Genomic DNA, 21,476 nt, shown 5'->3' on the forward strand with positions numbered 1-21,476 from the left:
GAGAAGTCGGGGCGGGGGTCGCGGCCCGCGCGCCATCCGTGGACGAGGAAGTCGCGGACGGGATCGGCGGTGATGCCGTACCACGTGGCGTAGAAGGCGGTGTCGAGGTGGGGGCCGAGGGCGGCGATCTGCGCCTCGGCGCTGGCGAGGTCGTGGGCCGGCGGCAGGGCGGGTCCGGCGAGGCGGGCCAGCAGCGGCGCGCCGCGCGCCCGCACCCAGCGGGACACCGGAATGCGGGGGGACAGAGCCTTCAGCCGCGTCACGGAACCCATCCCGCCGCGGCGTCCGGCATCCCCGGTTCCAGGCTCTCCCACCTGCACGGGCCCAGGCGGGCCGTTCGCGGGCGCTCCACCGCGGTGAGCGCCGGCTCGGCGCGGGACGGCGCGCCGCTTTCGTCGAGGCTGAGAGCTCGGGTGAGCATGGAATCGCGCAGGCTGGGTCGAGGGCGGGGCGTCGCGTCGGCTCGGAACCGCCTCGGCGGGCCATCGCCCTATCGGAACGCGCGCGCGGGGTAAACCACACCGGTCCGGATCGGTCGGCCGCTCAGATCAGGTCGGCGCGCCACGTCACATTGTCCCGCACGACGCGCGCCGGATTGCCGGCGGCCACGCAATGGGCGGGCACCGTCCCGGTGACGACCGCGTGCGCACCGATGATCGCGTTGTCGCCGATCACGGAACCCTTCAGGAGCGAGGCCTGATTGGCGATCCAGACATGATTGCCGACGCGGACCGGCTTGGCCGCGTTCAGCCGCGCCCCGGTCTCGCGGCAGATGATCGAGTGGAAATCGCTCGTCGTCATCCAGACGCCCGATGCGATCGAGCAATCCGTGCCGATCTCGATCGCCTTGGCCTCGATCAGATTGAGATGGACCAATCCGGTGAAACCCGTCCGGTCGCCGATGCGCAGCACCGAACGTGAACCGACATAGATGTTGGCCATCGAGAGCCGCACATCCTCGCCGACATCGAACCGGCAATGCGATTCGATGACGATGTGCATGTCCTTGTCGGAGACGCATCCGCGTCCGATGCGAACGTAATTGTTGTCGCCGTTGATATAGATCTTCCCGGCGTGATTTTGCTGATCACGGGGGTCGATATCGATGACATTGTTCTCCCCCTTGTCGAATATATTGAGGTGCATATGATGCCCTGCGGCGGTGTTTGGCGGCCGGCTCGCCCCGCGGCCGGTGGGGGCGCGGCGCGTCGAGCCCGCGGCCGGGCATCCGTCGTCCCTGGTGGCAGCTGCGGTCTTGGTCATGACCGGATTCATGACCGGATTGAAGAGTTCGAAGCGGATCCGGAGGGTCTGGCATCCGGCCGACACGTGTCGCGAAGCTTCTATGTCATGGCGTGTGGGCCTTACAACCGAACGGCCAACGCGTCGGCCGCGAACGATCCGGGTCGTGAGCGCGCCGCCCGCGCGCTGTTGACGCCGCGGAAGGCCTATGCCGTATGGCCTGCGTTGAGAGCGACATCAGACCAAGAGGCTGTCCGGTGACCGAGGACAACACGCTGACGAAAGCGCTGGCCGACGTCCGGGCGCGCAGAGCAGCGCTTCAGAACGACTACGACCGGCTCGCCGAGGAATTGACGAAGCTCCGTACGGCCGAGGCCGCGCTGACCGCGATCGTGGAGGGCATCCCGCTGGAGGACATCGCCGCCCATCCCGCTCCGGAGGGGCCGCGGCCATTCGGCGGTGAGCGGGCCGCGGTCCAGCCGAGCGGCCGGCGCGGCGCCCGGGGTCCGCGGGCGAACTCGGCCAAGGGCCGTCTGAAGGCCCTTCTCGGCACGGCGGGGCCGCAGGGCCTGTCGCATGCCGAGATCGCCGAGCGGCTGTCCGACGTCGCGCCGAACACGCTCAACACCTACCTGAGCATGATGGTGACCAGCGGCGAGGCGGTCCGGAAGGGCGACTTCTTCTCGGCCGCCGCGGACCGGGGGTCCGCGGCCGATCCGGCCGAGGACGACACCGACGAAGACGCCGACGAAAGCACCGGCGACCCGGCCGACCACCCGGACGCGGCTGCGGCGGAGTGACCGCGCGCGCCTTCCGGAGGGCCGAGCCATCCGGAAAGGCCATCCGGAAAGGCAGCCCCGATCCCAGCCGCTGAGCCTCGCGGCCCGTCTGCGAGCCTGCTACCATGTCGACACCGCCGGGTTGTGGCGGCTTCACCGGGGGCGATCCGCCATGCGGTCGATTTTCTTGCTGTGCGCCGTCCTGCTGCTGCCGAGTGAGGCCTGGGCGGCCTGCCGGTGCGCCTGCGTCAGGGGCGTGATGCGGCCGATCTGCCAGCCGACCGACCTGGTCGAGCCGATCTGCCAGGGCCTGTGCGAGGATTCCATCCGGCCCAGCCGGCTCGTGGTGCCGTTCGGCGGCGGCCTGCAGGCGAACAATCCGGTCCAGCCCTTCGATCCTGCGCCCGGTGGTCTCGTCCAGCAGGATCCCAACCTCAACACCGATACGCGCGGCAATCCGCTCGGCACCGCCGGCGTCCAGGGCGGCAACGACGCGCTGTCCAGTTCCGTGGGGGCGGGGGCTGCGACGGCGCGCTGACGCCGGCACCGCTCAGGGCGGCGACGACATCTGCCGGATGATCGGCAGCATCAGGGCGCTCGGGGCGGCTGCGGGAACGGGGAAGATCGTGGCGGTCTGATCCGTCCGCACCCGGGGCAGACGCTCGATCACGGTCCGGAGGTTCGGGATCGTCCTGGCCATCGTGGCCGCCAGCGTCTCGCCGGCCGTCTTCGCCATCACGTATTCCAGGGTGTCGCGGGGCGCCTCGTCGATGGCGGTGGTCGAGGGGTAGAAGGCGGCCAGCGGGTTTCCACGCCCGAGGCAGAACTGGCTCAGCGCGTAGAAGGCGTAATTGTAGATCCGCATCATCTCCTCGAAGCAGGCCGGCTCGAACGGGGCGCGCTTCTGGCGGAAGATGCGGGGCGTCGCGAAATGGTAGAGCTGGGTCGGGTCGAGCTCCAGCGATCCGAGCTGCTCGGCGACCGGTCGCGCGGCGTCGTACCGGAGGACCTGGCAGCGCCCGCCGCCGTCGCGGATCTCCCGGGCCACCGCCTCCGCGGCCTCCGCGCCGGACGCGTAGGTGATGCAGACCGCCCCGCCCCCCGCGGCGATCAGCTTGGCCGTCGCCGCACCGAGCCCCCGCGAGCCGCCGACGATCAGGGCGGACACGCCGGAGAACGCCCCCGGCTGCACCAGGGCCGCGAGGTCCCGCAGGGTCTCCTGCTCGACCGGGCGCGGGCGGACGAAGCCCTCGACCCGCGCCGTCAGGCCGGGTCCGTCGGCCGCGATCGTCACCGACTGGAGCATCGGCTGGAACCGCTTCACCGCATAGGCGAGGCTCGCGCCATCGGCCTCGCCGGTCAGGGTCGCGTCGATCTTCGAGAGGATCGAGTGCAGCCCCGGCACGAACATGCCGACCAGGGTGGAGAGGCTGCCCAGGGCCGCCACCCGGCTCGGCCCGATGGCGCGGGCGAGACGCGGCGCCAGGGCGACGATCGCCCCCGGATCGGGGAGCGTGAACGCCCCGCTCAGGCCGCCGAGCGCCGCCGGATCGACCACGACCGGCTCGGCCGGGATCGCGGCCTGCGCGGCTGCGACCGGCTGAGCCGGCGGGCGCTCGGCGGCGAAGGCGGCCTGGATCGTCAGCGCGCGGATGCCGTCCACCGACAGTGACAGGCGCATCTGTTGCGCGCCCGCCTCGTGGATCGTCAGTTCGGTGCGGTCTCCGACCAGCACGAAGCGCTCGAACCGCATCTGCAGCGTCGCGAGCCGTTCGAGCGGGTGCAGGGCCGCGCAGGTCTCGAGGGCCCAGAGCGCCGCGTGGACGCCGTGGACGACCCGCTCGCCGGCCAGCGTCCGCCGGGCCACCCGCGCATCCATATGCATCGGGTTCACGTCGCCGGTGGCGCGCGCGAAGGCGATCTGGTGCGCCTCGGTCCAGACGCGCACCATCGCGGGACCGTCGTCCGGATCGGTGTCGTCCATCGCGAAGCTCCTCGTCGAGCGCCCTGCCCCGGGGTCGGTGCGGCCGGATCCCGGGTTCAGCCCCTTGCTTTATGAGAGGGGATCTCGCAAGAGGACGGCGCTCGCACGCACAGGAAGGGGCCGGTCGTTCGCCGGAGGGCAGGCATCCGCCGGGATGCCGCAAAGACCGGTATCGAGGATGACCACGGCTCGCGCCCTCTCGATCGGCTTCGTCGGAAACGTCGTCACCAACCCGTTCGGGAAGGTGGCGGGGCGCCTCGCGGATCTCGCGGCGGTCTCGGTCGAGCATTTCCCGATCGGACAGATCGAGCAGGTCCTGGCGGGGCCCGCCTCCGTCGACGTCCTCGTCGTGCATCTCGACCATCGCTGGTTCTTCGACGTCGCCCCCGATGAGGCGTCCGTCGCCCGCGCGCGCGGCCTCGCCGAGCTGGTCGCGGCCCGGCTGGCGCGGGCGCCCGGCACGGTCATCCTCAACACCGTGCCGTTCGTGCCGGTCTCGTCGGTGGAGAGCGACCTCCACGATCAGCTGGAGGCCCTGGCCCGGATCAACGCAGTGCTGTTCGATCTCGCCCGGTCGCAGGAGCGGGTCAGCGTCATCGACGCGGCCGGAACCCTCGCGATCCTCGGCTTCGCCAACGCCTTCCGCGAGCGCAACCGGCACATGTACCAGATGCCCTACGCCCCGGCGGCCGTGGACGCGCTGGTCGAGCGCTATGCCGACGCCGTCGCGGCCCGGCTGCGGGCCCGCCGCAAGGTGGTGGTGGTCGATGCCGACAACACCCTCTGGGGCGGCGTCGTGGGCGAGGACGGGGTGGAGAACCTGGAGGTCGACAGCGACTATCCGGGCATCGTCCACACCCAGCTCCAGCGCCAGCTGCTGCGCCTGAAGCGCCTCGGCATCCTGCTCTGCGCCGTGACCAAGAACAACGAGGAGGATTTCCGCGCCGTCTTCGCCCAGCGCGCGATGCCGCTGCGCCTCGACGATTTCGTGGCCTATCGCAGCAACTGGTCCGAGAAGAGCGAGAATATCCGCGACCTCGCCACGGCCCTGAACCTCGGCCTCGACAGCTTCATCTTCCTCGACGACAACCCGTTCGAGATCGAGGAGGTGCGCGCCCGGCTCCCCGGGGTCGAGTGCCACCTGTTCGACCGGACGCGGCCCGAGCAGGCGCTCACCCTCCTCGACGGCATCGCCTCCCTGCGGGCCCGGAACGTCACCGCGGAGGATCTGGCCAAGACCGACCAGTACCGGGGCGAGGCGCAGCGCCAGGAGCTGCAGCGCTCGGCCGCCTCGATGGACGCGTACCTGGCCTCCCTGGAGATCCGCGTTCACATCGCCCGCAACAATCCGGGCGCCCTGCGGCGGGTCACGCAGCTGATCAACAAGACCAACCAGTTCAACCTGACCACACGGCGCTACACCGAGGATGAGGTCGCCACCGCGATGCAGGCGGGCAGCGTCTACGCGGCCCGGGTGGTCGACCGGTTCGGCGACATGGGCATCGTCGGCGTCGCCATCGTCCGGAACGGCGTGCTCGAGACCTTCCTGATGAGCTGCCGGGCGCTGGGGCGCCGCATTGAGAGCCAAGTTCTGCGCTACGTGTGCCAGCAGGAGGCCGATCCGGAGCTCCGGGCCCAGTATCGCCCGAGCGCGAAGAACCGGATGGTCGAGACCTTCCTGGACGAGAACGGGTTCGCGCTCCTCGGCTCTGGCCCCGAGGGCAAGGACTATCGACTGACCCGAGGACCGGATGACACCGCCTACATCGACATCGTCGCGGAGTGAGGGCGCGGCCGCCGCGGCCCGCACCACCCTGGACCGCCTGATCGAGACCTGGGGCCGCCCGGAGCTGAGCGCGCTCGGCCCCGAGGACGATCTGTTCGACCGGATCGATTCCTTCGCGGTGGTGGAACTGCTGCTCGAGACCGAGTCCGAGGTCGAGAAGACCGTGGGCCGCTACGTGCCGCTCGCCGACGAGAGCATCCTCGACAGCACCCGCTCGCCGCTGCGGCGGCTGCAGGGCTGGTTCGACTACGTGGCGGACGCGGTCGCCCGTGGCTGAGCTGCGCTTCCGGAACGCCGGCCTCGCCGGCCTCGTCACCACGGTCGGCGGCCGGGCGCTGGCCTTCGACGCGGAGGCGGCCGGTCTCGGCATGGCGCCGGAGGAGGCCGAGCGGCTCAAGCGCGCGATGGGCTTCACCACGCGCCACGTGGTCGTGCGCGACGACACGACGACGGCCGACCTCTGCCTGCATTCCGCCCGACAACTCCTCGCCGGCCTCGACCTGCGGCCGGAGGATCTCGACGGGCTGATCCTGGTCACCCAGACCCCCGATTACAGCTCGCCCGCGACCGCGATCAGCCTGCAGCACCGGCTCGGCATGCGCACCGACACGCTGTGCTTCGACATGCGGCTCGGCTGCAGCGGCTTCGTGTACGGGCTCTCGGTCGCCTACAGCCTCGTGGAATCGGGCCTGAAGCGGATCCTGCTCTGCGTCGGCGACGTGGCGAGCCGGATGGTCGCCCGGGACGACCGCTCGATCACGCCGATCATGGGCGATGCGGGCGCCGCCATCCTGGTCGAGCGGCGCGCGACCGAGAGCGTGTTCCAGCTCCACAGCGACGGGTCGGGCGAGAAGGCCCTGTTCATCCCGCATAGCGGCCTTCGCCGGGACGCCGAGGATGCCGACAAGCCCGCCTCCATGCACATGGACGGTGCGCAGGTGTTCAACTTCACGCTCAAGCGCGTGCCGGGGCTGATCACCGACATCCTGGCGGCTGCGGGGCTGAAGCCGGAGGATCCGGACTTCTACGTCCTGCACCAGCCGAACAAGTACATCCTGAAGAACCTGCAGCGGCGCTTGGGGCTCGACGACGGCAAGCTTCCCTCGGGCACGCAATCCGTCTACGGGAACCAGAACTCCGCCTCGATCCCCGGCACGATCTCGGGCTTCCTGGCGGAGGATTTTGCGCACCGGCCCCTGCGGGCGGTGCTGGCGGGGTTCGGCGTGGGTCTGAGCTGGGGCGCGTGCGCCATCACCACCGACCGGATCTACGCACCCCCCGTCTTGACGTTCGAGGAGCAGGCGTGATGACCGAGGCTGGGTTCCTGGACGAGCTCGGCGCGATCCTGGATCAGCCGGGGCCGCTCGCGCGCGGCCAGAAGCTCGGCGAGATCGAGACGTTCGATTCCCTCGGCATCCTCAACATCATGGCGCTGTTCGACACGCTGGGCCTCGAGGTCGAGCCGGCGCGGATCGCGGAGGCGGCGACCACCGACGACCTCCTGGCCATGGCCGGCACGAAGCTGGCCGCTTGAGGCCGGGCGATGGCGGATCCCGCAGGTCATATCCTCGTCGTCGGCGCCAGCAGCGGCATCGGCCGGGCGGTTGCGGAGCATTTCGCCGGACAGGGCTCGATCGTCACCGCCCTCGCCCGGCGGGCGGACAAGCTGGCTGAGCTCACTGACGCGGGGATCGCGACCGTCGCGGCGGACGTGACCGACCTCGCGGCGATCGGCGGCGTACTGCAGGCTGCGGTCGCCGAGCGCGGGCTGCTGACGGGCCTCGTGTACTGCGCGGGCGTACAGATCATCAAACCCCTGCGCAGCCTCGGCGTGGACGAGGTCGCGCGGTTGTATACGACGAACCTCGTCGCCCCGACGCTGTTCGCCGCCGCGTTCGGCAGTGCCCGAGTCTCGACGCGGGACGCGGTGTTCTGCGCGATATCGTCGGTCGCGGCCCAGCGCCCGGAGCCGGCGATTGTTCCCTATGCGGCCTCGAAGGCGGGTCTCGACGCGCTGATCCGCGGTCTGGCCCGGGAACTCGCACCGCGCCGCGCGGTCGGCATCGCGCCGGGCTGGCTCGACACCGAGATGACCCAAGCCCATGCCCGCCTCTACGGCGACGACTTCAAGGCCGCGCTGGAGAAGCGGAGCCCAGCAGGCGCCGCGACGGTGGACTCGGTGGTCGACGCCATCGCGTTCCTGATGTCGCCGCGGGCGCGGCACGTGACCGGCGAGATCCTGCGGGTCGACGGCGGGGCGACGCTCTGATGGAAGGCTGCCGGTGACGTCCGAGACCAAGCGCCTGGCCCTGATCGGCGGCGGCGGCTTCTCCAAGGAGATCGCCGAGGTCGCGCAGCTCTGCGGCTACACCGTGGAGGCGACCTATTCGAGCCAGCCGAGTGCCCAGGTCGGAACCTACCGGGGCTATCTCGACGAACTCCTGGCCGACCGCGCGGAGTTCGCCGGCGTGGCGCTCGCCGTCGGAGGCGTGAGCCGGGCCGCGATCCAGGCGCGCGCCGAGATCATCGCGTGGCTCGATCGGCACGCCCTCCCCTGCCCGCCCCTGGTGTCGCCGCATGCGATCGTCAGCCAGGGGGTGGCGCTGGGCGCCGGGGCGTTCGTGGCGCACGGGGTGATCGTCAACGTCGATGCCCGGCTCGGCCGCTTCAGCGTCGTGAACACCGGCGCCATCATCGGTCACGACGCGGAGATCGGCGACAACACGACGATCTCGCCGGCGGCCTTCATCGGCGGGCGTTGCCTGATCGGCGCGGACGGTCTGGTCGGGCCGCTCGCGAAGGTGCTGCAGGGCCTGAAGGTGGGCGCGCGGGCGATGATCGGCATGGGCTGTACCGTGCTGCGCGCGGTGCCGGACGATGCCGCGGTTTGGCCGAGACCGGATAATCCGGTCGCGGCGGACCGCGGTTGACCTGCTCCGAGGCCCGACGAGCGTTACGACAGCGCGCTGGCGCGAGTGACGGCCAGCTTAAAGTCGACGAAATTTGACATGTGCCAGACGAGCTAGGATCGTCCTAACCAACAAGCGACCCAATTGAGACGCAGCAGGCGCTGGGTATTCAATCATAAAACCATCCAACGTCGGCTTCGAGAAGGACGAACAAATGGCAGCATCGGGTCGTATAGCTCTCATTCACACTTGGCCAAATTTGAAAAACGCGGAATATGAGGTTGTTCAAAGAATCAAGATAGCAAGTCGCAACTGTGGCATCAATCTGGACATCATTGACAGTCAAGGAAGAATTATCGAGTCAGACGACTCGACCTTGATTTCTCGCTCCGTAACACGGACATCGCATCTGTTTGCGATTTCGTTGCATTTTGAATCTCCGAAGATCTTCGATCTGTATACATACATTGCTCTCTGGAATCCACTAGATTATTATCATATCTTCGGCTTCTCGGCCGTGACGGAGAAAACCTGCAGTCACAATGATGTCTTATCATGCGAATCCCCCCTCGCGGACGCGCATGCGCGCCTGAATTTCGAGCGGCTGGGTAAGCGGTATCTCGAACCCATCAAGCTGTTTCACAATTGCCCGCAGCCTTATCTCCAGTCCTCAATATCCCCCACGGCCACCTTGTTTTATGTTGGCATAAACTGGGAGCGGATGGTCGGTCGGAAAGGAAGATTTCACGACTTATTGATTGATTTGGATAATGACAATATGATCGATATTTATGGACCGGAGTTGTTCCTCAATCAACGGCCCTGGGAGGGATTCGCCAACTACAAAGGTGAAATCCCGTTTGATGGCGCAAGTGTTGTCAAGGCAATAAATAGAGCTGGCATATGTCTTGCGCTTTCTTCGAAGCAGCATCAAGAGAGCGGCATCCTGAGCAACCGCCTATTCGAGGGCATGGCCGGCGGGGCGGTTGTTGTCACCAACAAGCACCCACTAGTTGATAAATACTTCAAGGAATGTGTGTATGTTATCGATGACGACCAATTATCCGAGAGCGAAATTGCCGTTGAGGTGAAACGGATAATATCGGAGGTTCGATCGGACCCGGCCACGGCAAGCCAGCGTGTTTTGAGGAGCCAAGAAATCTTAGGCTCATCTTTTTCCCTAGAGGCGTCGCTAAATCAACTTATTTCGACCCATGCCGACCGATCGGCTTACGCAGAGCCCTACTTGGCGGGAGGCGAACCAGCCAGCATCTCCCTGATTTGCGACTACAGGGATGTCCCTAATGCGCGGATCGCCGAAAGCGTTGAACAGATTGTAGCGCAACTAAATATTGCAAGCAATCTGATAATTTTATTGTCCCAAAAGCAGCTGCGAGACCCTGACGTCCAGAACATAGTCGGAGATATCCAGCCGAAATCCAACTCAATATTTAACGTCCAGCTCCTAACGACCTCGATCACCGAAGCCTTTGATGCCGTCGACAGGCCGCTTCTCGCCTTCGTTCGTGCCGACGAGGAGTTTCACCAGTATCATTTTGCGTCGTTGGCCTTCGCCTTGATGAATGAGAAATCTGCATTGATTGCAGCCTCTGGGCTTCTAATAAAGGGCTTCGACAAGGAGGGGCTACTATCAATAAGGTTCGCGTCAAATAATTTTGAGCTAGACGAGCAAATTTCCAGTTTCTCCGCAGATTATGGATTTGGTCGCTTAATGTTCAAATCGGAGATTTTGCGTACCCTGCGATTGGATATGCTGAGAATTCTCGATCGACACGAGGTCAATCTCGTCGCCGCATTTGCGAGATCGTCTTCTAGACTGGTGGAGACGGGGATTGCCTCGTATGTCTGGTTGAAATATCTTTATCCTGCCATCGTATCCGACCGTCGGCCGCTGCGGTATGACAAGAGGCTGGTCGATTGCTTGCTCCCTGCCCACCCAGCGATCGATCAGAAGAAACCTGATTATAATCTAGAAGCGATACATCCTTTGCCGCAAGAGGTCAGGCTGGATTATTTGTATCGTGCAACAGAAGGCAGCGAGGGAGCAAAAATATTTGGTGAGGGATTTCGTTCAAGTGACGACATTGGATCTACCGTTCACGGTGCGTGTGGCAACATCTCGTTTCAGACACCCACAGGCTCCTCTGACCTTTGTATTATTTTGCGCATCCTCGTTGAAGCGAAAGTCCCCTCCAGCGAAGAAGGAGACGTCGGGGATGGAGGCGTTGGGCATCATGTTTATGATATCTATCTCGGCGATAATCTTCTCGGGACGCTCGAGTTGACGGATAAAGAGCAGCTCCTCTACATTTCTCTACCCAGAGAGCGCGAAGTGCTCGGGCGGGTATACTCGATCTGGATAAACCACTCTGGATTTAAACTGGATTGCAGCGACGCAATCCCGGCCGCAGAGACTATCCCCGCGTCATTTACGGTTCTGTCTTACAAGTTTATAGAGGCCGCCGGAGGAATGGCTGTGGCTCTTCACGACATCGGCAGCAACTCTATTTTAGACGAGCGTCTCGATCCAGTTTGGTATCTTGATCGATATCAAGATGTAAGGGATGCCGGAATTAATCCGCAGTTCCATTTCGAGAGTTATGGACGCGCAGAGGGCAGATTTCCGAGCTTCGCGGCTGAGAAGGCTGCGTACTGGGTCTTCTGAAATCGCTATTCATACCGAATGCCGGGTGAAATGAATCGGGGTTCTGGCGCCATACGGTAGCGCCGGCCCCTCTGATGCTAAGCCAGACGCAGTGCTCCTGGGCTGCGGCGAGGATTCAACTGATTGCGCCATACGACCACGCTTGTCACGGTAATGAATCCGCGAAAGGCGACGAGGACCTTATCGTAGCAACTCGTGGCTCGCGCCGATTTCGACGACGCGGCGCGATCGGGCGGCTGCGCGCCGCCGTACATGCGGAGACACGCAACAGCCGGGAACACGGCCTTGTCGATCAAAGGTCGCACCGATGACAGCGCGACTAATGCCGCGCGTTTGATCGACTTGGTGGGCATCAAGGTGGCTGAGGTCCGGTGCGGCATTGTGCATCTGCCGAACGAGTCGGTTGTTCGGTGATCCATTGCCGGGGCCGCGTGCTGCTGAAGCTCAGTGAACGTTTACAGGTGTGCCGGCACCATGCGGGTAGAATTGCACATAATCGTTTTCATCCATCTCATGCACTGATAAAAAGATAGACCGCTTATCAGTTCACGATAGGCTCTGATTTCAATAAGAGGGTGCGCCCGCGGGGAGGGGTTTGAATGAGAGCGAATTTATTGTCGAAACTGGGAAGATTCTTGAACAGGAATCGGCTCGGAGCTTTTCAGCATGCCGACTGCCGGAGCCGAATTCCTAAACTAATACATCAGCTTTGGATCAAACCGACCCATCTCGATGACATTCCTGACGACGTCGTGATGCAGGTTCGGGCTTGGAAGGAGCTGTATCCAGATTTCAGGCATAGGCTTTGGACAATCGATGAAGTTGCCAAAAGTCTTCCGGATGCCCGCGCCAAACGGATGATGGGCGCGATCGGGCTCTGTCGGTTCGAGGCAATGAAAGCTGACATTGTCAGGCTTTATATTCTTCAAGAATTTGGTGGATTTTGGTCTGATCTCAAAGTCAAGCCAATTCGCAGATGGCTCGATGACTATTTGGACAAAGACGTTGTTTTAATTGAGCATTTTAAATTTGCTCTTTTGCAAGACCCCGCCGGCGTCCTGACGAATAACTTGATTGGATCTATGCCAAACAATAGATTTATAAATTTCTGCATTGATCGAGCGCATCAAAACATCAATAGCAGGCTGTCAACGTCTGTTTGCCATATTGCCGGCGTAAAGATATATATGGATATCTTGGCTGAAATGAAAGGGCGCAACGAATGGACGTCGAATAGTATCATCCTGAATTCCGATGATGTCTGGGGGAGGCTGGTCGAACTGGGCCACGGTAGCTATAGCGCCGATCAACGACACTGGTCAGTGAGGGAGAAGACAGAGTCCATATACTTATGACACTGGTGCGTCGATTGAGCTCGCCCATAACCAGTTCAAAGAGCTCGGTGCAGTCCATCTCGCGGCCCTACGAAGAGGATGAGCAGAGTAGTGTTTCTTTAACCGATTTGATTGGCCTGGGGGGCATACTGAGTCGACAAGCCAGCTTTGGCGCCCCCCGCACAGTGCCTTCGAAGTCATCTCAGGCCATTGTCGCAGCGAATGTGCTTCGGAATGCCAAGTAGGAACATGGTGTCGACCAGTGCCTCAATGACGCCAAGACTATTGATTGGGCCGTGCCCTCTCCAGCGCGAGTTGGGCCCGGCTGCCTCTTCGAAAGACCGAGGATGAGGTCGTCGACCCGTGTCAGGATGCGCAGGCTTTCCCCATCGTACATCTGGGCCTGCACGAAGTCTAAGCTGCGTCTGGCGCAGCTTCGACACGGCACGCTCTACGCGCGTCTTCTAACCTCGCCGCATGTCCGACGCTTTCGGTCCTGGCTGATACTCTCGATCAGTCCGGTCTGAAGCCAACCGGTCAGATCAGGCTGGTCCGAAGCGACCCGTGGTACGGGGCTGCTCGTGGGTCTGAGCAAAGACCGCCAGATCGGGGCGCGGCCCCATGACTACGGCGTCTACTGGCCTGAGTTGGAGGTTCTTTGGCAGAAGCGTTTGACGCTGGCGAGGATGGCATCGGCCGACTTCGTCCAGACGAACGGCTTTGGTGCGACGTTGGTCTGATCGATGTAGGCGTGGATGGCGGTCTCCAGATCGCCCGTGGTCTCGAACACGCCGCGTTGAAGCTGGCGCCGCGTCAGCAGCGCGAACCAGCCCTCGACGAGATTGAGCCAAGAGGCTGAGGTCGGCGTGAAGTGGAGGTGCCAGCGCGGGCGCTTCAGCAGCCAGTCGTGGATGAGCTTGTTCTTGTGTGTGGCCGCGTTGTCGAGAACGAGGTGGACATCGAGGTCCTTCGGCACAGCAGCCTCGATCTGATCGAGAAAGGCGCGGAACTCGATGGAGCGATGACGCCGCGCGCAATGGCCGATGACGCGCCCGGCCTGTACGTCGAGCGCCGCGAACAGGTCGGTCGTGCCAGCCCGTCGGTAGTCGTGGGTCCGGCGCTCGGGCTGCCCGGGTCGCATCGGCAGCACCGGCGCGGTCCCGGTCAACGCCTGGATCTGCGGCTTCTCATCGACACACAGCACCACGGCGCGGTGCGGCGGGGCCATGTACAGGCCGACGACATCACGCACCTTGTCGACGAAGGCCGGGTCGGTCGACAGCTTGAAGGTTTCGGTCCTGTGTGGCTGCAGGCCGAAGGCGCGCCAGACCCGTGAGACCATGGTCTGGCTCATTCCGACCCGCTTCGCCATGGCGCGCGTCGACCAGTGCGTGGCGTTCTCTGGCTGGCCTTCCAGGGTCAGCGTGATCATCGTCTCGACCACCGTGTCTTCGACGCCGCGCGGCGCACCGGAGCGTGGCAGGTCGACGAGACCGTCGAGGCGCTGGGCAAGGAAGCGGGCGCGCCAGGTCGTGACGCTCGGACGGCTGACCCCGAGGCTGCGGGCGACGCCGGTGTTCGTGGAGCCGGGCTCGGCGCAGGCCAGCACGATCCGGGCGCGCTGGGCCAGCGCCTGACCGACGGTGCGGCGGCGGACCAGGCCTTCCAGCCGTGCGCGCTCATCGTCGGTCAGATTAAGCTCGGCCGGCTTGGGACCACGGGCCATCGCAGAAACCTCCTCGCGGACGTCCGGCAGATGGCTCTCGACCTTTAAAACCGCAAGGAAACCTCTAACACACACCACTAGATGTTCGGTCCCGGCATTTGGTGGAGCGGGTTTGACCTGGAGCGGCCGGGCTCAGCGGACCATGCCTTGCATATGGCTTCGTAGGGCGTGAGGCCGCGCAAGGTCTTGAGGCGGCGGGCGAAGTTGTAGGCGCTGACGAAGTCGGCCAAGTGCGCACGGAGCTGCCCGTGGCTGTCGTAGTGGTAGCGCTTGACCGTCGCGTCCTTGATCGTGCGGTTCATCCGCTCGACCTGACCGTTGGTCCAGGGGTGGCGCGGTTTGGTCAGGCGATGGTCGATATCGTTGCGGGCGCAGGCAAGTTCGAAGCTGTGGGCCCGGAAGGTCTCGCCGGCTGCAATCGCCTCCTTGATGATGGAGGCGGCCGAGGCGACGTTGCCGGGCGTGGTGAAGTGGGTGCCGTTGTCGGTGAGCACCGTGTGCACCTTGTAAGGCACGGCCTCGATGAGATGGCGGAGGAAGTCACCTGCGACCCGCCGCGTGGCCTTCACGTGAAGCTCAACGAAGGCGAACTTGGTCGTGCGGTCGATGGCGACGAGCAGGTAGAGCCGCCCTTCGGCTGTGTGAACCTCGGCCAGATCGATGTGGAAGTAGCCGAGCGGGCAGGTCTTGAAGCGTGACCGCTTGGGCTTGCCACCATCGACCTCCGGCAGTCGGCTGATGCCGTGACGCTGCAGGCAGCGATGCAGCGACGAGCGGGTCAGGTGCGGGATCGTCGCCTGAAGCGCGTAGAGGCAGTCGTCGAGCGGCAGGAGCGTATGACGGCGAAAGGCGACGACGACCGCCTCGTCCTCAGGTGACAACACCGTCGAACGGGGATCCTTCGGACCGGTGCGCTGGTCGGCGACCGAGGTCCGCTGCCGCCACTTGGCGACCGTCTTCGGGTTGATCCCGTAGCGCTTCGAGAGTGCCCTCAGGCTCGCTTGACTATGCTGGATCGCTCGACGAACTGCCTCCGTCGTGGTGGCGCTGCCGTGAAGAACTTGGCCCATAGCGCGTCCCTCCACTCCAGCGTGAAGAGTGCATCATCAAACCCTGGGATCAAACATCTAGGGTGGCCTCTCCTACCGTTGGTAAAGGCGGTGTCCTCGCCCTGGGGGCCGGGTCGGGCGCGCAGATTGGCGTTACGACAGTATCAGCGCGGCGATGAACGTGCCGCGAAGGCAGGGATGAACGGCCCGGGCCGTTGCCAACGCGCCCGCAGCGTTGCGCGCTGCGGGAACTCCGACGCCTTCAACGCCGCCATGCGACGGCAGAGGTCAGTTCGATTGTGACGGATTGTCAACGGCCCGCAGCGCCCGGAAGGATACCGTCTTCGCCAGAGTCTGTTGCGCCCAGCCGGATAAGGTCCACCCTTCATCATTGAACTGGAACTGACTTGCTCGGGCAACAGGCAACCCCGGAATTCCGAAGAACCAAACGGCCCCACCCTCCGCGTGCCAAAACCCGAGATCGGCATCGGTTGCGTCAACAATCCGTCCGTCTGCTAAAAGAGCTATATCGGACAACGCCGACATCGCTCTAATTTCGTAACGACCGACCAAATCGACGGGTCTCAGCTCAATCGAAGCAGGGCCCGAGATCGCGGATTTCCATAACTCCAGACATTCGGCAGAGGCCCGTTGCCAAGTCCAAGCCGCCCGTCCATCGGCGAAGCTGACAGTGTGGAGACGAGCAAGCGCAGGGAAACCATCGACCTCTGCGAGCGCAAGATATCGCCCGCGGACATGACGTATCTCTGTTACACTTACGATTGGACGGGAGATGGCGGCGGGATAATCCGAGGGATCGGCATGCTCGAAATTACTCAGGATGGCGGACTCGAGCGAGAACGAGGACGCCCAGCCATCGACCTGATCCGGAGTAAACACCGCGGTTACGACTGGGCTCGCCGGTTTACGGCTGACGAGCTCTTTGAGATCAATCTCCATAAACAAGCCCCAGGCATTACGAACAGACACGATCTCCGATGGCGGGAGAATCAACTTCGATCCATCGGTCGCAATCTGCTCGAAATCCTTTCGGCCCCAACTAAAAAGAACGCTGATCCCATTTGATGTCGTCTGCCAAGTTCCCTCCGAGAGGATATCACCATCGTGCCAAAGCGTACCGTCAACGCCAAAGCTGCCCGCGAAATGAACTTGGCCGCGGAGATCGCGGAGACGAAAGCGTAGGCCCACCATGTCGGCCGGGAGGAAATCGATAAGCTCAGGTGGCAGGCACTTAGCAACGTCCTGATGAGCCGTCCTGGCAGAGATAAAAAAGCTGCCGCAACCCTGTTCCTCAACGATAAGATCCGCGAAATTTCGGATAAACGGCGCAGATACCTCGGGCAGCATCTTTCGCATAAAGAGCAGTTTTTGTACCTCGGCAGCAAAGCTGGCAGCGGGAACATCGGCTTCACTGGCTATATTTGTCGCAGTTCTAAAATATTGATGGGACAGCTCATAAAGCAGTCCATACGACGGCGTGTAGGAAACAGTGTCGAAAAAGTTCATTTCGGGGGCGAAGCCGACGTCACACGCAGCGAACAGCTCCTGACAACCCGGATCCGTCAGGATTGTATCGACAAACCGTCGGCTCATGAGAACAAACGGATCACCAGTTCTTAGATTGTGGCGCGATAAAACAGAGTGGATCCATTTTATAGTCCGTGGATGAGAGCGCCGTGAATACGTATGGCCGGTCTCATTCATTAGATCGACGAAATTGGTCAATCGTCCGAAGGACATCCAACGCATGTCGGCCGAATGTCCAGATATCATGTATTGCTGACCCCCACCTTTGAACTCGTCCTCAAGAGCAAGTGGGCGGCGTGAAAAATTGAATGAAGACGCATTGAACCGAAAGTCGCTGCTATCGTAGATCATACGATACGTTGCGAGTTCCATAAATCGGCGAATATCGGCGTTTGTAAAAACGTCGTCGATCGCCCGATTGTAAATCTCGGGAAGTCCCGCGACCATGTCCTCAGGCCACTCCGAGTGCCAAGCCGGCGGGGGGATAGAGTAGCGCCGGCGTGCGTAGACTTGGCGATGCCCAGGTTCGCCCATGATCTTCGCAAAACTGCAGGGGCCAGTTAACGGATAGGTTCGATTGCAGATAATTTGAAACAAAGCATCATCGGCCGATCGAGCTGAAAAATACTCTAAGGCTTCAAAAACATTATAAAACAGGAGTTTTTGACCACCCCAGCTCACAGATGGCCGATGCAGGAAATGAACGTCGCCAGCCAACAATAGCGCAGACACATGTGAGAACCGAGAGAGCGGATCGCTCCCGCCGATGGAAACGATATAGGTATTTACCTTTCTGGATAAGCTAGCAAATTGCCTAAAAAGCTGCTCGACTTCTGCATGCCAGGTGATGAAATACCACACTGCTGGTCCGTTATCGTCGGCCGGGGATAGGCTATAAACGGCAGCTGCAGCGCTCCAGAGACGAAAGAAAGGATCGTTGACATGGGCTTGAGTCGGGTCGGCATATCTGCCGCTCGGCGCATATCGGATTAAGCGGTCGAAGGCGCCGTGTTCATAAGCCGACTCCCACACCGCTTGAGCGGTGTCGATGTCTGCCTTCGCTTGAAAAAGCTTGAGTGTCTCGCCGAGATCGCGCTTCGTGTGGTGGGATTGCACATTCTCGTCAGACAACAACGTCAACGTCGGGCGAAGCGATGCGAGTTCGCTCTGACCTGACAATCCTTTGTTGGACGCATTGATCGCACAAGTGAGGAGTGCGTGAAGGTGATTGTCAGAAATTCCGGACGATATAAGTACATCGATGGCGCCTCGCGCATCGTCGCAGGCGGCTAACAATCTGGAGACAAGCCTTGTCGCCGAGCGATACGGGCGCGTCCACCGATGTACGGCAGCGACTTCTGCAACCGCCCACGCAATTCGAACAGCGACGCTATCGACCTCGTCGTCAGGTGCGAGGATGTTCGCGACCTGGCCAACGCGGCGCAAGAGATCATATTCATCCAGTGCGAATAAACACGCCACTAATTCCGTCTTATTAGCTGTTACACCATAGAAATTGGCGCCTTTAAGTAGTTCTAATACCCCCAGTTGTTTCAGTGTGGAAAGATGCTCGCGGATCGCGATGGCGGTCTCATCTCCATCGGCCAACAAGCTGTCTGCCGATCCGATAACGTCGAATACAGCAGAAGCTGACTCGAAATCATGAAGTTCAAATGCGATGCGGCAAAATCTACCAAGAACATCGCGAAAGATCTGCGCGGTCGGCAGCAGAGACGGTAGGGCGGGTAAGATCAGATCATAGACCGCTTTGGTGTCGCCGCGTGCGGAGGCATACTCCGCTAACGCAACGCGCACATTGTAGTCGGCCGGTGTGTGCTCCAGGATCCGTTCGAAGAGTGCCTGCGCTTCGGGATGTCGACCTTCGATTCGATGCAGATTCGCGGCAGTATGCAGGAGCGATAAGACAATCGCAGCGTCAATACCCGAGGGTTCTGCAAGGAGAACATTGCTCCAAGCCATAACGGCGCTCTCTCCCACCGAGCGCAGCATTAGCGTAGCCTCAGTACTGTTCGGTACGGGCACCACATCGATCTTCGGAATGGTTGGCGTGAGGGCATGATCATGCCCATCAGAAAGATCAGCCATGAAGTCCCTCGAGTCTGGTCTGCTAAGCCGATTCCCGCGTCAAGTCGAAGTTGGTCGGCTTGTGCGACGCGCCTCGGCGACAATCTCCAGCAAACCTTCGCGCAGTTCGACAGCTGGCTGCCATCTTGGCAGGCATGACGTTGCCGACCAAGGCTTCATGACTTCGCGAGCCCGATACGGGCGCCCGCCCCAATTAACCCGCATTGGAGCGCCGACGGCGGAGTCAACGCAAGCAACGAGCTCGCGCAAGGATAACGTTTCCCCTGAGCGCACCGGGAATGATTCCAGTTTCCGGCGACCGGACCTCAGCCTTTCGGCAGCCATCGCGAATGCCGTAACGACGTCGCGTACGTGGACCAGATCGATGATTTGCTCGCCCGGTGATAGGACGACCTCAACCCCGTCGAGTGCCGACCGTATAAGATAAGGAAGGAGCTTGGCGCGCGGATCAGCGGGGCCATAAACATCGAAAAGCTTGAGTGTAAGAACATTTAGTTCGTGAGCATCCACATAAAAGCTTGCGACGTCCTCAAAGCTTTGTTTCGTCGCTGCGTACAGATTGGCCGGCTTGTATATGTCCGTACCGTCAAAGTGCTGCCATGAGGTTCCGGCGTTCACGAGGTTCCAACATCCATGAGCCGCCATCGCTTCCAGGATGAGCGCCGGGAAAGTCACGTTGGCTGACACAATGTCGGCAACTTGCTCGTGTTTATGTTCAACCGAAACGGCGGACGCCAGATGAAAAATCACGTCCGGCTGTGAAAGCTCAACCGCAGATGAAACCGATGCATAAGTGCCATCATAGAGATGGGTACGAATGTTGATTTGCGTCGATCGACGTCGCCCAAGCGCTTCGACGGACCAGCCCCTTTGCAGAAGGTCATGAGTGAGCCAGCCGCCGATGTAGCCAGTCACGCCGGTCAAAAGAGCACGAGGCCGCAAATTGGCATTCATGTTGAGCGTGCTGATTTCGCGAAGATAAATTAAACGGATTTGATCTTGCTCTTCTGACGAACAAACGCGCTAAAGACCTCAGCGACGTAGTCCAGATGGGCATGGCTCAGACCGGGATAAACTCCAATCCAGAACGTACGATCGACGACGATATCAGCATTAGTAAGATCACCCACCACACGATAGTTGCGGTCCTTCATGTAAGGTTGCCGCGTCAGATTTCCGCCAAACAAAAGTCGCGTGGCGATCTTGTGCTCGTTGAGGTGTTTGACAAGCTCATCGCGCGAAAATGGTGCGTCTTCACGAACCGTCAATACATATCCAAACCATGACGGTTTGCTCCTCGGAGTCGCTTCCGGTAGAATAAAGTATTCGCTGAGTGCCGAAAGAATTGACGTAAGATAGTCGAAATTATTTCGCCTGACATCGATAAAATTATCGACCCGATCCATCTGCGCGAGGCCGACAGCCGCCTGCATGTCAGTGATCTTTAAATTATAGCCGAGGTGCGAGTATGTGTATTTGTGGTCATAACCGAATGGGAGATCACCCAATGACCAACCAAATCGCTTTTTACAGGTGTTATCTACACCGGGGGGGCAATAGCAGTCACGACCCCAATCTCGGATTGACTCCATGGCCCGGAGCACGAAAGAGTTCGCAGTGAAGACCGCTCCCCCCTCGCCCATAGTAATATGATGCGCCGGATAGAAGCTAAGCGTACCGACATCACCAAACGTACCGACAGGCTTGCCGTCGTATGTCGCGCCGAGAGCGTCACAGCAATCTTCTACAACCCAAAGATTGTATTTTTGCGCGACTCTCATCACCTCATCGAGGTCGAAAGGGTTTCCCAAGGTATGCGCAACCATGATTGCACGGGTTTTGTCTGTGACCGCCTCCTCGATTTGACTCGATAATATATTATACGTAGGTATGTCTACATCAACAAAGACAGGTACGAGGTTATTTTGCAGGACAGGATTGACCGTTGTGGGAAATCCTGTGGCTGTGGTGATAACCTCATCTCCGGGCTTCAGCGCGCGCTCGCGATGCAGGTGCGACGTGAGGCCGGTGAGCGCAACGAGGTTCGCCGATGACCCCGAATTGACAGTCAGGACCTTACGACGACCGCCGATAAAAGCCGCGAGTCGGCTTTCGAAGGCGTCATTGAAGCGTCCGGTCGTGAGCCAAAAATCGAGGGACGAATCGACCAGACTCATCAACTCGGTATCGCCATACACCTTTCCAGAAACCGGAACCGGGGATTTCCCTGCTTCGAATGCCGAGGGTTGGTGGGCCAGTTTTGCATACTGACTTGTGAGTTCTAAAATCTTCGCGCGAAGCGCCGCGGCTTCGTTTGACTGCATGGC

18 protein-coding genes and 1 pseudogene are annotated in these 21,476 nt (G+C 61.7%); 10 read left to right on the plus strand and 9 right to left on the minus strand.

What is annotated here, in order from left to right; all coding sequences use genetic code 11:
* The coding region (locus tag AAHG09_RS27895) for a hypothetical protein (RefSeq protein ID WP_342110931.1) at positions 1-263 on the minus strand (263 nt) is incomplete at its 3' end.
* 280 nt (positions 264-543) lie between these two features.
* Entirely contained in the window at positions 544-1,002 is a 459-nt protein-coding gene (locus AAHG09_RS27900) for an acyltransferase (RefSeq protein WP_342110932.1), read from the minus strand.
* Positions 1,003-1,499: 497 nt separating this feature from the next.
* Between AAHG09_RS27900 and AAHG09_RS27905 the strand changes: the two genes are divergently transcribed.
* Together AAHG09_RS27905 and AAHG09_RS27910 are read left to right on the plus strand one after the other, a co-directional pair.
* Positions 1,500-2,042 carry a hypothetical protein gene (locus AAHG09_RS27905; protein WP_342110933.1) on the plus strand — a complete coding sequence of 181 codons (543 nt, stop codon included), beginning with the start codon at positions 1,500-1,502 and terminating at the stop codon, positions 2,040-2,042.
* A 151-nt stretch (positions 2,043-2,193) separates the two neighbouring features.
* Complete coding sequence (locus AAHG09_RS27910; RefSeq protein WP_342110934.1) at positions 2,194-2,559, plus strand: hypothetical protein; 366 nt, start codon at positions 2,194-2,196, stop codon at positions 2,557-2,559.
* Positions 2,560-2,571: 12 nt separating this feature from the next.
* Here AAHG09_RS27910 and AAHG09_RS27915 read toward each other — a convergent pair whose 3' ends face one another.
* Positions 2,572-4,005, minus strand: coding sequence for an SDR family NAD(P)-dependent oxidoreductase (locus AAHG09_RS27915; protein ID WP_342110936.1), 1,434 nt, complete (start codon positions 4,003-4,005; stop codon positions 2,572-2,574).
* Between the two features lie 178 nt (positions 4,006-4,183).
* Between AAHG09_RS27915 and AAHG09_RS27920 the strand changes: the two genes are divergently transcribed.
* The 8 genes from AAHG09_RS27920 (at position 4,184) to AAHG09_RS27955 (ending at position 12,741) form a co-directional block, all read left to right on the plus strand.
* Complete coding sequence (locus tag AAHG09_RS27920; RefSeq protein WP_342110938.1) at positions 4,184-5,791, plus strand: HAD-IIIC family phosphatase; 1,608 nt, start codon at positions 4,184-4,186, stop codon at positions 5,789-5,791.
* Positions 5,757-6,068: a hypothetical protein gene (locus AAHG09_RS27925; RefSeq protein WP_342110940.1), complete on the plus strand. Its 312-nt coding sequence runs from the start codon at positions 5,757-5,759 to the stop codon at positions 6,066-6,068. Before AAHG09_RS27920 ends, AAHG09_RS27925 begins: the two co-directional genes overlap by 35 nt.
* Positions 6,061-7,098: a ketoacyl-ACP synthase III gene (locus AAHG09_RS27930; protein ID WP_342110942.1), complete on the plus strand. Its 1,038-nt coding sequence runs from the start codon at positions 6,061-6,063 to the stop codon at positions 7,096-7,098. The genes AAHG09_RS27925 and AAHG09_RS27930 overlap by 8 nt, the downstream gene beginning before the upstream one ends.
* Complete coding sequence (locus tag AAHG09_RS27935) at positions 7,098-7,325, plus strand: hypothetical protein (RefSeq protein ID WP_160533565.1); 228 nt, start codon at positions 7,098-7,100, stop codon at positions 7,323-7,325. The genes AAHG09_RS27930 and AAHG09_RS27935 overlap by 1 nt, the downstream gene beginning before the upstream one ends.
* Before the next feature lie 9 nt (positions 7,326-7,334).
* Entirely contained in the window at positions 7,335-8,060 is a 726-nt protein-coding gene (locus tag AAHG09_RS27940) for an SDR family NAD(P)-dependent oxidoreductase (RefSeq protein WP_342110945.1), read from the plus strand.
* 13 nt (positions 8,061-8,073) lie between these two features.
* A complete protein-coding gene (locus AAHG09_RS27945; protein ID WP_342110947.1) occupies positions 8,074-8,721 on the plus strand; it encodes an LbetaH domain-containing protein in 648 nt (215 codons plus the stop codon).
* 193 nt (positions 8,722-8,914) lie between these two features.
* Entirely contained in the window at positions 8,915-11,386 is a 2,472-nt protein-coding gene (locus tag AAHG09_RS27950; protein ID WP_342110949.1) for a glycosyltransferase family protein, read from the plus strand.
* Between the two features lie 599 nt (positions 11,387-11,985).
* Complete coding sequence (locus tag AAHG09_RS27955) at positions 11,986-12,741, plus strand: glycosyltransferase family 32 protein (protein ID WP_342110950.1); 756 nt, start codon at positions 11,986-11,988, stop codon at positions 12,739-12,741.
* Positions 12,742-12,903: 162 nt separating this feature from the next.
* Here the strand turns inward: AAHG09_RS27955 and AAHG09_RS27960 are convergent.
* From AAHG09_RS27960 to rfbH, 6 genes and pseudogenes are all read right to left on the minus strand, one after another.
* Positions 12,904-13,141: pseudogene (locus AAHG09_RS27960) on the minus strand (IS3 family transposase); the annotation flags it as partial.
* Between the two features lie 213 nt (positions 13,142-13,354).
* On the minus strand, positions 13,355-14,446 hold the full coding sequence (locus tag AAHG09_RS27965) for an IS630 family transposase (RefSeq protein ID WP_342110951.1): 1,092 nt from the start codon (positions 14,444-14,446) through the stop codon (positions 13,355-13,357).
* A gap of 77 nt (positions 14,447-14,523) precedes the next feature.
* Positions 14,524-15,516 carry an IS481 family transposase gene (locus AAHG09_RS27970; RefSeq protein ID WP_342110953.1) on the minus strand — a complete coding sequence of 331 codons (993 nt, stop codon included), beginning with the start codon at positions 15,514-15,516 and terminating at the stop codon, positions 14,524-14,526.
* Between the two features lie 267 nt (positions 15,517-15,783).
* A complete protein-coding gene (locus tag AAHG09_RS27975; RefSeq protein ID WP_342110955.1) occupies positions 15,784-19,149 on the minus strand; it encodes a tetratricopeptide repeat protein in 3,366 nt (1,121 codons plus the stop codon).
* 39 nt (positions 19,150-19,188) lie between these two features.
* Positions 19,189-20,103 carry an NAD-dependent epimerase/dehydratase family protein gene (locus AAHG09_RS27980; RefSeq protein WP_342110957.1) on the minus strand — a complete coding sequence of 305 codons (915 nt, stop codon included), beginning with the start codon at positions 20,101-20,103 and terminating at the stop codon, positions 19,189-19,191.
* Positions 20,104-20,132: 29 nt separating this feature from the next.
* The gene (gene rfbH, locus AAHG09_RS27985; RefSeq protein WP_342110959.1) at positions 20,133-21,473 is read right to left on the minus strand and encodes a lipopolysaccharide biosynthesis protein RfbH; all 1,341 of its coding nucleotides are present in this window, start codon (positions 21,471-21,473) and stop codon (positions 20,133-20,135) included.
* Positions 21,474-21,476: the final 3 nt, after the last annotated feature.

The organism is Methylobacterium guangdongense (genome assembly GCF_038442355.1).
Taxonomy (GTDB): domain Bacteria; phylum Pseudomonadota; class Alphaproteobacteria; order Rhizobiales; family Beijerinckiaceae; genus Methylobacterium; species Methylobacterium guangdongense.

What these genes read in the sequence shown, in the direction of transcription:
- AAHG09_RS27910 (WP_342110934.1), top strand. Translation starts at nt 2,194, where the DNA reads ATGCGGTCGATTTTCTTGCTGTGCGCCGTCCTGCTGCTGCCGAGTGAG.
- AAHG09_RS27950 (WP_342110949.1), top strand. Translation starts at nt 8,915, where the DNA reads ATGGCAGCATCGGGTCGTATAGCTCTCATTCACACTTGGCCAAATTTG.
- AAHG09_RS27925 (WP_342110940.1), top strand. Translation starts at nt 5,757, where the DNA reads ATGACACCGCCTACATCGACATCGTCGCGGAGTGAGGGCGCGGCCGCC.
- AAHG09_RS27975 (WP_342110955.1), bottom strand. Translation starts at nt 19,149, where the DNA reads ATGGCTGATCTTTCTGATGGGCATGATCATGCCCTCACGCCAACCATT.
- AAHG09_RS27955 (WP_342110950.1), top strand. Translation starts at nt 11,986, where the DNA reads ATGAGAGCGAATTTATTGTCGAAACTGGGAAGATTCTTGAACAGGAAT.
- AAHG09_RS27980 (WP_342110957.1), bottom strand. Translation starts at nt 20,103, where the DNA reads ATGAATGCCAATTTGCGGCCTCGTGCTCTTTTGACCGGCGTGACTGGC.
- AAHG09_RS27970 (WP_342110953.1), bottom strand. Translation starts at nt 15,516, where the DNA reads ATGGGCCAAGTTCTTCACGGCAGCGCCACCACGACGGAGGCAGTTCGT.
- rfbH (WP_342110959.1), bottom strand. Translation starts at nt 21,473, where the DNA reads ATGCAGTCAAACGAAGCCGCGGCGCTTCGCGCGAAGATTTTAGAACTC.
- AAHG09_RS27920 (WP_342110938.1), top strand. Translation starts at nt 4,184, where the DNA reads ATGACCACGGCTCGCGCCCTCTCGATCGGCTTCGTCGGAAACGTCGTC.
- AAHG09_RS27965 (WP_342110951.1), bottom strand. Translation starts at nt 14,446, where the DNA reads ATGGCCCGTGGTCCCAAGCCGGCCGAGCTTAATCTGACCGACGATGAG.
- AAHG09_RS27915 (WP_342110936.1), bottom strand. Translation starts at nt 4,005, where the DNA reads ATGGACGACACCGATCCGGACGACGGTCCCGCGATGGTGCGCGTCTGG.
- AAHG09_RS27940 (WP_342110945.1), top strand. Translation starts at nt 7,335, where the DNA reads ATGGCGGATCCCGCAGGTCATATCCTCGTCGTCGGCGCCAGCAGCGGC.
- AAHG09_RS27900 (WP_342110932.1), bottom strand. Translation starts at nt 1,002, where the DNA reads ATGCACATCGTCATCGAATCGCATTGCCGGTTCGATGTCGGCGAGGAT.
- AAHG09_RS27935 (WP_160533565.1), top strand. Translation starts at nt 7,098, where the DNA reads ATGACCGAGGCTGGGTTCCTGGACGAGCTCGGCGCGATCCTGGATCAG.